This window comes from Chitinophaga sp. SVR4-12A (assembly GCF_056754765.1).
This window is the reverse complement of record NZ_JBPGWP010000002.1, coordinates 91,019-104,824: the sequence shown is the minus strand read 5'-3', so window position 1 is coordinate 104,824 and position 13,806 is coordinate 91,019. Positions and strand designations below refer to the sequence as shown.

The window sequence follows — 13,806 nt, the reverse complement described above, 5'->3', positions numbered from 1 at the left end:
CATAAGAAGAAGATGCAGCATTTAATAAGATATGGGCTTATCCTTGCAGGCATTTGGCTGCTGGGGATCAAACCGGCCATGGCGCAACGAGGAGACAGCTCATCGGTGATACACATCCTGCACGCAGATACCTTGAACAATATTACCCGGGATTCTGTGCAGCTGGCCCGCTTTATAGGACATGCTGCCTTCCGCCAGGGCAACACTACCATCTATTGCGACAGCGCTTTCAAGAACGGCCTGACCAACCAGCTGGACGCCTACGGTCACGTACATATTAACCAGGCAGACAGCGTACAGGTGTATGGCGATTACCTGCATTATGAGGGCAATACCAAAATGGCCACCCTGAACGGTAATGCCCGCCTTACAGATGGTAAAGTGACTATTACCGGCCCCGAGCTGCAATATGACATGAATGCCCGTATAGGTACCTATGAACAGGGCGGTAAGCTGGTGAACGGCGCCAGTGTACTCACCAGCCGGGAAGGCTTTTATTACGCTGACACCAAAGATGTGTACTTCAAGCATGATGTGCTGCTGGTAGATCCGCAATACACACTTACCACAGATACACTGCTGTATAATACCGATACCAAGATAGCCACCATGGTGGCCCCTACCACCATCAATGACGGCAAAACCCTGATGTATACCACCTCCGGTTACTACAATACAGAAACCGGGTATGGCAACTTCGGCAACCGCCCTACGATCGTAGACAGCGCCAGCACCATTACTGCAGACAATATTGAAACAGATAAGACCACCGGATACTCTTATGCTACCGGCAACATGGTATACCGGGATACTGCTAACAAAATGTCGCTGCTGGCCAATTATGGCAAGGTGAACCAGGCCAACAAAACAGTGCTGGCCACGCAGCACCCCTTGCTGATACTGGAAAGAAGCAAAGACACGTTGTACATGGTGGCCGATACCCTGTACTCAGGCATCATCAAACCTGACAGCGCTATCCGCCCGGTAGTGCTCCCCGGCAACGATATGGGCGAAGAGCTTGACACGGTCAGCGTCGAGATGGACACCAGCGCTATCGGAGATACCTTGCGAAAGCAGGTGCCGTTAAGGCCCGGCGACTCAACGCTACGGCGTATGCTGAAACAGGACTCCCTCGCCGTCCCGCCTGTTATGAAACCAGATACCACCAAACCGGCGATCGTCAAACCAGATACCACCGGCCTTGCTAAAGCAGACAGCAGCAAACGCAGGCCTGACAGCCTGAGAGCAGACAGCACCAAACGGGATACCGTTGAAAGACGCTTTATACTGGCCTATCACCATGTAAGGATCTTTTCAGATTCTTTGCAAGGCGTGGCCGATAGTGTGTACTACTCTTCCAGGGACTCTATCTTCCGTTTTTACCGCGACCCGGTGCTGTGGGCCAATAACAACCAGCTGTCAGGAGATACAATCTACCTGTATACCCGTAACCAGCAGGCAGACAAGCTGGTGCTGGAGCCCAATGGTTTGATAGTGAACGAGGCGGATTCGGGCAGGCCGATCTATAACCAGATCAAAGGCAATATCATTACCGGTTATTTTGCCGGACAGGCGATCGACTGGATGCATGTGGATGGTAACGCAGAAAGCATCTATTATGTAAAAGACGATGAAGGAGGTTTTATCAGCGTTAATAAATCATTGAGCGCTGTTATCAATATTCATTTTAACGCCGGTCAGCTTAACAAAGTGGTGTTCATCAAAGATCCGGAAGGCACGATGTATCCATTTACACAACGGCCCAAGGACGAACTGCTGCTGGAAAATTTCCGCTGGGAAATAAAGCGGAAGCCCAAAAGCAAATATGAGCTGATGGGCCGGTAAATAATTAATAATTCATAATTAATAATAGCCAGACGAGTGTTTAGACAGGCACTTGCGTGGTGTTTATTAATTATTAATTATTAATTATTAATTTTAATTATGACGACTGTTGTACGGAAGATCCGCCGGTTCCGGAAAAGACTGTTATCCCCCTTATATGAATTTTTAAGGGATAGCAGGGCGGTAGGTATAGTACTGATTGCCTGTACGGTGCTATCACTGGTGATAGCCAACTCCCCCTATCAACTCCCCTATCTGCATTTCTGGGAAACGGAAGTGCATGTTCCCGAAGAATGGCATTTGCCACATACACTGCTGCACTGGATCAATGATGGCCTGATGGCATTGTTCTTTTTCCTGGTGGGCATGGAAATAAAACGCGAGCTGCTGGTAGGCGAGCTATCGTCTGTCCGCAAATCGATGTTACCTGCGATGGCCGCATTGGGTGGTATGATCTGCCCGGCCCTTATATTTCTCGCCTTTAACATACATACCGGTCACCTGCGCGGATGGGGCATTCCAATGGCGACAGACATTGCTTTTTCACTGGGTATATTGTCATTACTGGGCGATCGCGTACCGGTGAACCTAAAGATCTTCCTGATGGCGCTGGCCATCATTGACGACCTGGGCGCCATACTGACCATTGCTGTTTTTTATACAGAAGAACTGCGGCTGGCTTACCTGCTTGCAGGAGCCGGTGCCCTGGCCTTACTTTTTGTGCTGAACCAGCTCAAGGTACAGCGGCTCATCTTCTATTACATACCCGGGATAGTGCTATGGTACTGTATCTTCAACTCAGGGATCCATGCTACTATTGCAGGGGTACTGGTAGCCTTCTGTATTCCGCTGACCAAAATAGCAGATCTGATCCATAACCTGCACGACCCTGTGAATTTTATTATCATGCCGGTGTTTGCGCTGGCCAATACTGCTATTGTTTTTCCACCGGATATATGGCAGGTGTTTACAGATACCGTGAGCTATGGTATCCTGGCCGGACTGATACTGGGCAAGCCCCTGGGGATCTTCCTGTTCTCTTATATGGCTGTCCGTTTCAAGCTGGCAACCTTACCCCATAAAACCACCTGGGCCCAGCTCACAGCAGCCGGTATCATTGCCGGTATAGGGTTTACCATGTCTATCTTTATTTCTACCCTGGCATATACAGACGCCCGTTTGCAGGTGATCTCAAAAATGTCTGTGATGGCGGCCTCCCTGGTCGCAGGTATAGCAGGCTACCTGTATCTGAGGATGTTGAAACGGGACGTCAAAGTATAAGACTAAAAATTGTACCTTGGCACTGTTATTGTGTTTTATCCTTGTACCACAATGAACAGATACATATTACTCATCATACCGCTGCTGGGATTCGTGCATGAATTGAGCGCACAGACAAAGGGGAATCCGCAGATAGGGATACGGCTTGGTCAGCCATTAGGTGCTACCGCACGTTATTTTTTCGACGATGCCAATGCGGTGGAGGGTATAGCCGGCATATACAATGAAACTTTTACGGTTACGGGCTTGTATGAACGTCATTTCGACCTGTCTGCCCTGACGGTAGCAGGCTTTGCCTGGTATGTAGGCGGTGGCGCACATATGGGCGTGCGTGAGATCCGTGATGAGACAAAGTTCATTGCAGGTTTTGACGGTATAATAGGGTTGGATTACACCTTTCAGACCATCCCACTGAACCTTAGCCTGGACTGGAAGCCCGCAGTGCATTTCAGCACACCGTCTGACCTGGCCTCTTTTGCAGTTTCCGTGAGATATACGCTAAATAAAAAGTAGGAATTATGGGTAAATGCTGAACGGAGCGTTATGTACCTGAAGAAAAAATCAAAACCATAAACAAGAAACCAATGAAACGAGCGGCATTACTTTTAGGCCTGGTTGCCCTGCTGGCAGTTCAGGCGAATGCACAAAAGTTAAGAGGCGGCGGATCTCCTGCCAATTACGAAACAGCGCTTGGCGCCCGTGTGAATCCATGGCTTATCGGCTTTACGATCAAACACTTCATCAAGGGGCCTCATGCAATCGAAGGCATCGCGCATACTAATGTCGACAAACGTGCGAATGCCACATTTACCGGTCTGTATGAATACCATTTCAATTTCATCCCCGAGCATCGTGAATGGGTGATGTATGGTGGCGGCGGCGCACACGTAGGCTTCTATGACCGTCGTGACTGGGACCATGACAGGTATATCAGGGACGGCGACGGTACTTATGTTACTGTTGGTTTGGATGGTATTTTTGGCGTGGAATATACTTTCAAGAACATTCCGCTGAACCTTAGCGCCGACGTTAAACCTTACGTGAACTTCACCGGAGGCCATAACTTCTTTGGGGAAGAGATCGGTGGTCTGTCAGCCAGGTATACGTTTTAGTAGAAAGTAAAGAGCAAAAGATAAAAAAGGATTGCTTCGTAGCGATACGGGGCAATCCTTTTTGTTTTTGCTATTCAGTTTTCCGTATTTTTATATACTACGGATATTATGAAAATATTTTCTGCCACACAGATACGTGAAGCAGATGCTTATACAATCGGGCATGAACCTGTTAGCAGTCTCCAGCTGATGGAGCGGGCGGCGGGCGCCTGTGCCCAATGGCTGATGCGGCACTTTGACCGCTCCCACCCTTTCTATGTTTTCTGCGGCATGGGCAATAACGGCGGCGATGGGCTGGCGATCACCCGCCTGCTACGAAATAACGGCTACCAGGCCACCGCATGTGTATTGCACCACAGTATCCGACCTTCGCCAGACCATACCGCTAACCGGCAAGCCCTTGAACAGGGATACCCCGAAAGCCTGTACGATATTCATGCCGTAGCAGAGCTCCCGGTACTGCCCGGGCATAGTATTATCATAGACGCCATTTTTGGTACCGGGCTTAGCAGGCCTCTTGAGGGCTGGATGGGCGGCATTATCCACCAGCTGAATGATCTGCAGGCGCGGCATACGATTGTAGCTATAGACCTTCCTTCAGGCATGCTGGCAGACGCTTCGTCGGTACGGATGCCGGTAGTGCGGGCCAATCATACCCTGAGCTTCGAAGTATACAAGCTGGCCCTGCTGCTGCCAGAGAATGCCCAGAGCAGCGGCCAGGTACATATACTGCCCATAGGACTGCATCCGGACTATATCAACCACACGCCTACACGGTTTCATGTAACAGACGCTCATATGATGCAGACCATCTACCAGCCGCGCCAGCCCTTTGCCCATAAAGGCACTTATGGCCATGCGCTGCTGATAGCGGGCAGCTATGGTAAAATGGGGGCCGCCGTACTGAGCGCCAGGGCCTGTTTGCATAGCGGAGTAGGTTTGCTGACCTGCCACGTTCCGCAGTGCGGGTACCAGATCATCCAGATCAGCGCGCCCAGCGCCATGTGCATTACTGACCCCGAGGAGGCTTACAGCAGCCATTTCCATGAAGGGCTCACGGCAGGAGGCGGACGACCATATAAAACGATCGGGATAGGTCCGGGCCTCGGCACCACCAAGGCAACGGCCAAAGCGCTGGAGCAGCTGCTGGCGCAGTACCAGCAGCCGATGGTAATAGATGCCGATGCGCTCAATATTATTGCGGAATATCCGTTCCTGTTACAGAGCGTGCCGGCGGGCAGCCTGCTGACGCCTCATCCCAAGGAGTTTGAACGTATCTTTGGTGGCAGTGAGAACGATTTTGAGCGGCTGGAGCTGCTGTCTCAACGGGCGGTGCAGCTGCGTTTGTACATATTGCTAAAGGGCAGGTATACTGCGATTGCCTGTCCGGACGGCTCAATATACTTTAATTCCACCGGCAACCCGGGGATGGCCACTGGCGGCAGCGGAGATGTGCTTACGGGCATATTGACCGGTATGCTGGCCCAGGGCTATACGCCGAAAGCCGCTGTACTGTTGGGCACTTACCTGCACGGGCTCGCCGGCGATATAGCTGCGGCCCGGATGTCGCAGGAGGCAATGACAGCCGAGAGCATCATTGATTGTTTGGGGCCCGCATTCCTGCAATTGTAGGGAAAGATCCAAATCCCCAAAGCTATATTCCAAAGTTCAAAACGGAGGAAAAACCGGTTTCGGGACGGGAAAGCCAGGCCCCGAGGGGAAATTACCGTTTTTCACTTCCTGTTCAGGGGCGGCAAACGGACATAGGAAAATAAGATTGGAAACACTATTTTTGTCAACCTTGTATATTTTAAAATCGCTTATATGAGTATCGTATACCTCGTTCCATGTTTTGGATTAATTGCGTTGCTGTTCACTGCCCTCAGAAGCGCCTGGGTTGTTCGCCAGGATGCCGGTAACGAAAGAATGACAGAAATAGCCAAACACATTGCCGAAGGTGCAATGGCCTTTCTGAAAGCTGAATACAAAATTCTCACCTACTTTGTGATCATTGCTGCACTGTTACTGGGTTTTATGGGAGCCTCCCATGCAAACTCCGACTGGACCATTGCACTTGCTTTCATTATAGGCGCGGTGTTTTCCGCTACTGCGGGCTTTATAGGTATGCGAATAGCCACTAAAGCGAATGTACGTACGGCGCAGGCTGCGCGTACCAGTCTTGCTAAAGCCTTACAGGTATCGTTTACGGGCGGTTCTGTAATGGGTATGGGTGTTGCCGGCCTCGCGGTGCTTGGCCTGGGCAGCCTGTTCATCATTCTCAAAAGCTGGTTTGGCGCTGAAGCCAATACACCGGAGATGATCAGGACCATCGAAGTACTGACCGGCTTTTCACTGGGTGCAGAAAGCATTGCGCTGTTTGCCCGTGTAGGCGGCGGTATCTATACCAAAGCAGCCGACGTAGGCGCTGACCTGGTAGGTAAAGTGGAAGCCGGCATCCCCGAGGATGACCCGCGCAACCCCGCCACCATTGCCGACAACGTAGGCGACAACGTGGGCGACGTAGCTGGTATGGGCGCCGACCTTTTCGGCTCTTATGTGGCTACTGTGCTGGCAACCATGGTATTGGGCAGCGAAATTGTTGCAAACGACAATTTTGGCGGCCTTTCTCCTATTTTGCTGCCGATGATGATTGCCGGAACCGGTATCATCTTTTCCATTATCAGCACCTTCTTCGTACGGATCAGCGAAAACGCCGGTCTTAAAACCGATTCCGTACAAAAAGCGCTGAACATGGGCAACTGGGGCTCCATCATCCTGACGGGTATCGCAGCAGGGATCCTGGTGTATTGGATCTTACCCGACACCAGCATCTACCTGAAGCGCGATTTTATACCGGGTACCACCACCCCGAGAGAAGATGCTATTGCGATCACACGGAACGGCGTACTGGGTGCTATCCTGGTTGGTTTAGCCGTTGGTACGCTGATGAGCATCATCACAGAATATTATACTGCCATGGGTAAAAGGCCCGTGTTATCCATCATCAAGCAATCTTCTACCGGCCACGCAACAAACGTGATCGGAGGCCTTGCAGTAGGCATGGAATCTACGTTCCTCCCTATCCTGGTGCTGGCCGGCGGTATCTATGGCTCTTACGTATGCGCAGGCCTTTACGGCGTAGCCATTGCGGCAGCCGGTATGATGGCCACTACTGCGATGCAGCTGGCCATTGATGCCTTTGGCCCTATTGCAGATAATGCAGGTGGTATTGCCGAAATGAGCGAGCTGCCCAAGGATGTGCGTGAAAAAACCGATATCCTGGATGCCGTGGGTAACACCACAGCGGCCACCGGTAAAGGCTTTGCCATTGCTTCCGCAGCTTTGACCGCCCTGGCGCTGTTTGCAGCCTTTGTAGGGGTAGCCGGGATCCATGGTATCGATATCTATAAGGCGAAAGTATTAGCCGGCCTGTTTGTAGGCGCTATGATACCTTTTGTATTCTCCTCCCTGGCTATCCGCGCGGTAGGTCAGGCAGCTATGAGCATGGTAGAGGAAGTACGCCGCCAGTTCAGGTCCATCCCTGGTATCATGGAAGGCACCGGAAAGCCGGAATATGATAAATGCGTAGCGATTTCCACGGAAGCGTCTATCAAAAAAATGATGCTGCCCGGGGCGATTGCTTTGATATCTCCCCTGCTGATGGGATTCATTTTCGGTCCTGAAGTGCTGGGCGGTTTCCTGGCAGGAGCTACCGTAAGCGGCGTGCTGATGGGTATGTTCCAGAACAATGCCGGCGGTGCATGGGATAATGCAAAGAAATCTTTTGAGAAAGGCGTAGAGATCAACGGCGAAACGTACTATAAGAAATCAGAGCCGCATAAAGCTTCTGTAACCGGCGATACCGTAGGTGATCCTTTTAAAGATACTTCCGGTCCGTCTATGAACATCCTGATCAAACTGATGTCTATTGTGTCACTGGTAATTGCCCCTACCCTGGCAGAAATCCACGGAACAATACAGACTACCGCTAAGAAACAGGAACAGAAAAACGAGCAGGTAAAGCAGATAGCAAAGGCAGAAAAAAAAGCACTGAGCTACTAGCATTTAACTGTTAGTGAAGAAATATATTTTTTTTAGAGCGGTCCCGGTTGCAAGCCGGGACCGCCTCTTTTGGGCAATTCAGCATTTACAGGTATCTTTGACTGTCAGGTAATTTATTACAGAATGGTAAAAAGTAAGTTCGCTATAGCGGTACATATTTTAACGCTGTTAAGCACAAGTGAGGAAGAGTGGACCTCTTCAGAGTACATTGCAGGGTCAATGAATGCCAATCCTGCACTGGTACGGAAAGAGCTGGGCGCCCTGCGGGAGGCCGGACTGGTAGAAAGTAAAGAGGGAAAGAGCGGCGGCAGCAGGCTGCGTAAGCCAGCCTCGCAGATACGGATGGCAGAAGTTTTCCAGGCAGTGAAGGAAGATCATGTGTTTGGGTTCTCTCCTAACCTGCCGAACCCCGAATGCCCGGTGGGAAGAGGGATCAATGACGCGCTGGACGGCTTATTTACAGAGATAGACGAAACGATATTTAATAAGCTGAAGAAGGTAACGCTGGCGGCATTCAGCAAACAGGTGATAGCATTAGGCTGATCAGTTATTTTAATCTTGTCTTACCCGGGCTTACCCCATACTTTTTGCGGAAAGCATTGCAGAAATGCTGCAAAGAAGAATACCCCAGCTCGTCCGCAATTTGTGCCAGCGAATGATCGTGCTGATCTAACAACTTTTGCCTGGCCTGCTCCAGGCGGTAATCATTCAGGTAGCCGAATACGGTGTTATCAAAAACTTTCTTAAAACCAGTTTTCAGTTTGAATTCGTTTAAGCCTGCCTGGCGCGAGAGCTCATGCAGGGAAGGCGGTTGCTGAACGGCGCCGAGCAACAGATCACGGGCATGATAGATCTTTTCACGCTCAGTGGCGGATATATTTACAGCGTTACCATTCCATCCTGCGCGTTCGTACTGCTCACATTGTAAAGCCAGCAGCTCAAATATTTTAGATTGCAGGAATAACTTTTTGATGCCTCCCTGGAACTGGCAGTTGCGGATCTCTGTCAGTATCCTGATCATATCAGTAGTGATGGGCTGATTATGATCTTTATTGAGGAATACAATGCGGTTGCCGGCTACCTGCTCGCCAAAGCGGCTCAGTACATCGCCGTTATTTTCTGCCAGTCCGAGAAAACGTTCTTTTGTAAAGCTGAGGCTTATGATCTCCATTCCCTCCTGCTTCCTGACGGCTGTTTTTTCGAAGAGATTGGGATTATACACCAGATTATGTTCCAGCGATGTATACTGGCAGGCATTCATGCCGGGGAGATGCGCAGTGATATCCCCATGCAGTACAAAAACCTGGGAAACCATGGTGGGCGTATCGGGCATGTCTACCGACATGTGCAGATTCTCGAAGACATTGGCATTGCCATAGGCGATGTGCAGGCCTTCAAAACATAGCTCCCGGAAATTGCCGACGCCAAAGTCGAATGCAAGATCCATTTTTTCGTCTATGATCGTAGGACTGGTTAACTCTTCCGCTGTCCGCATTTTATTCTCACGGAACAATACACGCTGGGAATCGTTGGTAATGACCAGGGCCATAAGAAAATCCGTTTAGTGTAACTTTTAATCCTTTAAATGCAACAGTATTTTTTTGAAACAGGCCACATTTGTACAAAAATATCCCGAAATACTTTAAAAAAAATTAATCATGATCGGAATATTTCGTACTAATATTAACACATTGCAAGATAAGAATAAGGTTATCGGGGAGATCCAGTCCAATTTTAGTGTAATGGCCTGCAGTGTGGATATTGAGGATTGCGACAGGGTTTTGAGGGTGGTAAGTCAGCAGCTGGGGGAAGATGCGATCATTGCATTTGTACAAAGAATGGGTTTTTACTGTGATCTGCTGGATTAAATGCTTGTTGCAACGATTGATATATTCGATGGAGCATTTAACCGGCAACAGGAAGCTGACTGCACTGTTGCCCCATCACTACCCGTAGAAAAGCGCCTTTTCGCCCTATGAAACCCCGGTGAAACTCCTATGAAACACCACCCCCCTATTCTATTCGTAAAAATACGATAAGTGTCTTTTAAGAGGGGCATACCCGCACTTGTTATATCATCAAAAAATTCCTGTGCACTTTAGGGGTGGCTCCATCATCCCCCGTCATATATTCGGAAACAAGAAAATAAAATGGTTTTCCTAAAATAAACTGCCGGTAAAACCGTCTTACAAAGCACATATATATAAATCTTATATGAGAAAACACCTGATTCTGCTGATGTCACTTGGATTTATCCTATTCCAGGTAAAGGCATTAAAAGCACAACAACGATTCACTGTTAGTGGTTATGTGAAAGACCAGCAAAATGGCGAAAGCCTGATCGGTATCTCTGTTTCAAAAGCAGGGACCAGCATTGGAACGGTAACCAATGAATACGGCTTCTATTCGCTTACCCTCCCTGCCGGAGAACATGAACTGCAGTTCTCCTATATCGGGTATACCACACTTAAAAAAGCGGTAACACTCAGCGGTGGCAACCAGCATATTGACATTAAGCTGGAAAAATCCAGCAGTCAGCTGAGTGAAATAGTGGTAAGCGGCAAACAGGAAAGAGCCGTGAACACATTGAACACGAGCATCAACCGCCTGGATATTGCCCAAATGAAGAAGATGCCTACTTTCCTGGGTGAAGTAGACGTACTGCGTGCTATCCAGACGCTTCCCGGCGTAACCACGGTAGGTGAAGGCGCTAACGGCTTTAACGTACGCGGCGGCGCTACCGATGAGAACCTCATCCTGCTGGATGAAGCGCCCTTGTACAATTCTACGCACATGCTGGGCTTCTTCTCCGTATTCAACCCGGACGCAGTAAAAAGCCTGAACCTGATTAAAGGCGGCTTCCCCGCAGAATACGGCGGACGTACCTCTTCTGTACTGGACATCCGTATGAAAGACGGTAACAACCAGAACCTTGGCCTGACGGGCGGTATAGGCAATATCTTCAGCCGCCTTGCAGTAGAAGGTCCTATCAAGAAAGACGAATCCTCCTTTATAGTAGCTGCCCGCAGGTCTTACATAGACGTACTGATGAAGCCATTCCTGAAAGGGGACATGAAAGATACCAAGCTGTATTTCTATGACGTGACTGCAAAGGCCAACTTCAAGCTGAACAAGAACAATACGCTGTTTGTGAGCGGTTATACCGGTCGCGATGTGTTTGGCTTTGGCGGCGATGTAGACATGAACTGGGGCAACACTACCGGTACTGTACGCTGGAACCATGTGTTCACCAACCGCCTGTTCCTGAACCTGACCACCTTTTACAGCAAGTACGATTACAGCCTGAAATTCACCAACAGCTCAGATAAAGAAGTAAACGAGCCTAGCCAGAATTCCAGCTGGACCTCCAACATCATCAACTACGGATTAAAACCGCAGTTCACTTATTATATTAGTTCCAAGAACAGCCTGCACTTTGGTTTACAGGGCATTTACTACACCTTTAAGCCCGGTAAGGGAGAAGGCAACCAGGAAGGCAACCAGAGCCTGGTTGTGCTGAAAGACCAGCACGCATTGGAGTCTGCCGCTTACCTGGATCATGAGTTCAAGCCGAGTGATAAATTCGGTATTCAGTATGGTGTGCGCTTCTCTGCTTACCAGTTGCTTGGCAAAGGCACCGCTTACTACTATGCAGATACAGTGCCTGGTATCCGCAAACGCCTGATCGGCTCACAGGACTATGAGAACAACAAATTGATCAAAGGCTATTATTACTTTGAACCAAGGATCAGCGCGAAATATAGTATCACGCCTAATCACGCAGTAAAAGTGGCTTATGCACGCACTACACAGTTCATGCATCAGCTGTCAAATACGGCCTCTCCCACCCCGCTGGATATATGGACGCCCAGTACCAATAATATAGAACCGCAGCTGGCAGACCAGTATACAGTAGGTTACTTCTACAGTGCGCCCTCCAACCTGTTCGAGCTGTCCGGCGAACTGTTTTACAAAAAGATGGATCACCAGGTGGATTATATTGACAACGCGAACCTTCAGCTGAACCAGTACATAGAAGCAGACCTGCTGCCTTCAGAAGGACGCGCCTGGGGCCTGGAGCTGCTGGCTAAAAAGAAGTAGGCGCCACCACCGGCTGGGTAAGCTATACTTTATCCCGCACTGAGCGCAAAACAACGGGCATCAGCCAGAATGAATGGTTCCTGAACCGTTATGACCGTACACATAACCTGAATGTTGTTGTATCACGTGAATTGTCCAAACGCAACTCTCTTTCCGCCAATTTCGTATATGCGTCAGGCACGCCTGCGACATTCGCAGACAGCCGCCTGGAATACCAGGACTGGGACCTTCCTTACAACAGTACGGATAAACGTAATAACTACCGCTTACCCGCTTTCCACCGCCTGGACCTTTCCTTTACACGTAAAGGCAAACAGCACAAACGCTGGCAGGGTGAATGGGTATTTTCACTGTACAACGTATATGCCCGCAAAAATGCCTATACGATCTACTTCCAGCAGAATGAAGACGACCGTACCAAACGGGAAGCCAAACGCCTGTCCATCATCGGTTCTATCATGCCTGGTATTACGTACAATTTCAAATGGTAATTTAAACTGAAACGGAAAAAAGCAGATACATGAAAAAGATACGCTTCACCATATTACTGGGTATTGTAGTAGCCGGCTTCAGCGCCTGCGAGGACACAATAGACCTGGATGTTCCTAACGGTAAATCCTACCCGGTGCTGGATGCCTGGCTGACAACAGAGAATGGCCCGCAAACCATCAGGTTCACCAACTCGGTAGTTTCTTACACCAACAATACACCGGCAACGGTGATCGCTGATGCAACCATCACAGTACAGGACCTTACTGCAGGCGTTACCTACCCCTTCACTTTCAGCAACGGTGCTTACCGTAATGATCCGGGAGGTGACAAGAGCATAGGCGTGCTGGGACACGTTTACAAACTGACGCTCACATATAACGGTGAAACATTTACAGCCATCGACAGCATCAAGAGAGTGCCGCACATCGATTCTATCTCTTATGAATACAAAACGAAAGAAGACGCGATGAGCAACAAGGAAGGTTACTATGCAAAGCTGCATGCAGCAGACCTTCCAGGTGGTAACGACTACTACTGGATCCGCTCCTACCGTAACGACCGCAATCATAGAAATACGGATGAATATGCCATCAACGGTGCTTTTAACGATGATGTGGCAGATGGCTGGAACTTCATAGACCCGCTCAAAGAAGGTATCACTGATGATGATAAACCTTACCAGCTGAACGAGAAAGTGATTGTAAGGATCGCATCACTGAGCAAGCCCAGTTATTATTTCATTCAGCAGGTAGTAGACCAGCAGGAAAGCTTCGGCCTCTTTGCTAAAGTACTGGAAAATATACGCCCCAATCTTACGAATACTACACCGGGCGGAAAGATCAAGATCTTAGGCTGGTTTGGCACCTCTGCGGTAACCTTCGCAGAAAGAACGATACATTGATGTTGACGATAG

The 13,806-nt window shown here is 49.3% G+C and carries 12 protein-coding genes; 11 read left to right on the top strand and 1 reads right to left on the bottom strand.

The genetic code is table 11. From position 1 onward, the window contains the following. Positions 1-12: 12 nt before the first annotated feature. The 7 genes from ACR9Y8_RS26630 to ACR9Y8_RS26600 all read left to right on the top strand — a co-directional run bounded on the left by ACR9Y8_RS26630 (position 13) and on the right by ACR9Y8_RS26600 (position 8,843). Positions 13-1,845, top strand: coding sequence for an OstA-like protein (locus ACR9Y8_RS26630; RefSeq protein ID WP_481216339.1), 1,833 nt, complete (start codon positions 13-15; stop codon positions 1,843-1,845). 99 nt (positions 1,846-1,944) lie between these two features. Next, positions 1,945-3,126, top strand: a complete 1,182-nt coding sequence (gene nhaA, locus ACR9Y8_RS26625; RefSeq protein ID WP_481216338.1) for a Na+/H+ antiporter NhaA — start codon at positions 1,945-1,947, stop codon at positions 3,124-3,126. A 51-nt stretch (positions 3,127-3,177) separates the two neighbouring features. Beyond that, positions 3,178-3,639: a hypothetical protein gene (locus ACR9Y8_RS26620; RefSeq protein ID WP_481216337.1), complete on the top strand. Its 462-nt coding sequence runs from the start codon at positions 3,178-3,180 to the stop codon at positions 3,637-3,639. Between the two features lie 71 nt (positions 3,640-3,710). Beyond that, positions 3,711-4,238, top strand: a complete 528-nt coding sequence (locus ACR9Y8_RS26615; protein ID WP_481216336.1) for a hypothetical protein — start codon at positions 3,711-3,713, stop codon at positions 4,236-4,238. A 108-nt stretch (positions 4,239-4,346) separates the two neighbouring features. Continuing rightward, on the top strand, positions 4,347-5,870 hold the full coding sequence (locus ACR9Y8_RS26610) for an NAD(P)H-hydrate dehydratase (RefSeq protein ID WP_481216335.1): 1,524 nt from the start codon (positions 4,347-4,349) through the stop codon (positions 5,868-5,870). Between the two features lie 192 nt (positions 5,871-6,062). Further along, entirely contained in the window at positions 6,063-8,300 is a 2,238-nt protein-coding gene (locus tag ACR9Y8_RS26605) for a sodium-translocating pyrophosphatase (protein WP_481216334.1), read from the top strand. A gap of 123 nt (positions 8,301-8,423) precedes the next feature. Continuing rightward, the gene (locus ACR9Y8_RS26600; RefSeq protein WP_481216333.1) at positions 8,424-8,843 is read left to right on the top strand and encodes an Rrf2 family transcriptional regulator; all 420 of its coding nucleotides are present in this window, start codon (positions 8,424-8,426) and stop codon (positions 8,841-8,843) included. 4 nt (positions 8,844-8,847) lie between these two features. Here the strand turns inward: ACR9Y8_RS26600 and ACR9Y8_RS26595 are convergent, their stop codons facing one another. Further along, positions 8,848-9,849 (bottom strand): helix-turn-helix transcriptional regulator, encoded by a 1,002-nt coding sequence (locus ACR9Y8_RS26595; protein ID WP_481216332.1) that lies wholly within the window; start codon positions 9,847-9,849, stop codon positions 8,848-8,850. Positions 9,850-9,958: 109 nt separating this feature from the next. Here ACR9Y8_RS26595 and ACR9Y8_RS26590 point away from each other — a divergent pair, with 109 nt between their 5' ends. The 4 genes from ACR9Y8_RS26590 to ACR9Y8_RS26575 all read left to right on the top strand — a co-directional run bounded on the left by ACR9Y8_RS26590 (position 9,959) and on the right by ACR9Y8_RS26575 (position 13,794). After that, positions 9,959-10,168 carry a hypothetical protein gene (locus ACR9Y8_RS26590; RefSeq protein WP_481216331.1) on the top strand — a complete coding sequence of 70 codons (210 nt, stop codon included), beginning with the start codon at positions 9,959-9,961 and terminating at the stop codon, positions 10,166-10,168. Between the two features lie 346 nt (positions 10,169-10,514). Beyond that, a complete protein-coding gene (locus tag ACR9Y8_RS26585) occupies positions 10,515-12,401 on the top strand; it encodes a TonB-dependent receptor (protein WP_481216330.1) in 1,887 nt (628 codons plus the stop codon). Positions 12,402-12,532: 131 nt separating this feature from the next. Further along, positions 12,533-12,892, top strand: coding sequence for a hypothetical protein (locus tag ACR9Y8_RS26580; RefSeq protein WP_481216329.1), 360 nt, complete (start codon positions 12,533-12,535; stop codon positions 12,890-12,892). Positions 12,893-12,921: 29 nt separating this feature from the next. Then, positions 12,922-13,794, top strand: coding sequence for a DUF4249 family protein (locus tag ACR9Y8_RS26575; protein WP_481216328.1), 873 nt, complete (start codon positions 12,922-12,924; stop codon positions 13,792-13,794). Positions 13,795-13,806 lie beyond the last annotated feature (12 nt).

What these genes read in the sequence shown, in the direction of transcription:
- ACR9Y8_RS26630 (WP_481216339.1), top strand. Translation starts at nt 13, where the DNA reads ATGCAGCATTTAATAAGATATGGGCTTATCCTTGCAGGCATTTGGCTG.
- nhaA (WP_481216338.1), top strand. Translation starts at nt 1,945, where the DNA reads ATGACGACTGTTGTACGGAAGATCCGCCGGTTCCGGAAAAGACTGTTA.
- ACR9Y8_RS26620 (WP_481216337.1), top strand. Translation starts at nt 3,178, where the DNA reads ATGAACAGATACATATTACTCATCATACCGCTGCTGGGATTCGTGCAT.
- ACR9Y8_RS26615 (WP_481216336.1), top strand. Translation starts at nt 3,711, where the DNA reads ATGAAACGAGCGGCATTACTTTTAGGCCTGGTTGCCCTGCTGGCAGTT.
- ACR9Y8_RS26610 (WP_481216335.1), top strand. Translation starts at nt 4,347, where the DNA reads ATGAAAATATTTTCTGCCACACAGATACGTGAAGCAGATGCTTATACA.
- ACR9Y8_RS26605 (WP_481216334.1), top strand. Translation starts at nt 6,063, where the DNA reads ATGAGTATCGTATACCTCGTTCCATGTTTTGGATTAATTGCGTTGCTG.
- ACR9Y8_RS26600 (WP_481216333.1), top strand. Translation starts at nt 8,424, where the DNA reads ATGGTAAAAAGTAAGTTCGCTATAGCGGTACATATTTTAACGCTGTTA.
- ACR9Y8_RS26595 (WP_481216332.1), bottom strand. Translation starts at nt 9,849, where the DNA reads ATGGCCCTGGTCATTACCAACGATTCCCAGCGTGTATTGTTCCGTGAG.
- ACR9Y8_RS26590 (WP_481216331.1), top strand. Translation starts at nt 9,959, where the DNA reads ATGATCGGAATATTTCGTACTAATATTAACACATTGCAAGATAAGAAT.
- ACR9Y8_RS26585 (WP_481216330.1), top strand. Translation starts at nt 10,515, where the DNA reads ATGAGAAAACACCTGATTCTGCTGATGTCACTTGGATTTATCCTATTC.
- ACR9Y8_RS26575 (WP_481216328.1), top strand. Translation starts at nt 12,922, where the DNA reads ATGAAAAAGATACGCTTCACCATATTACTGGGTATTGTAGTAGCCGGC.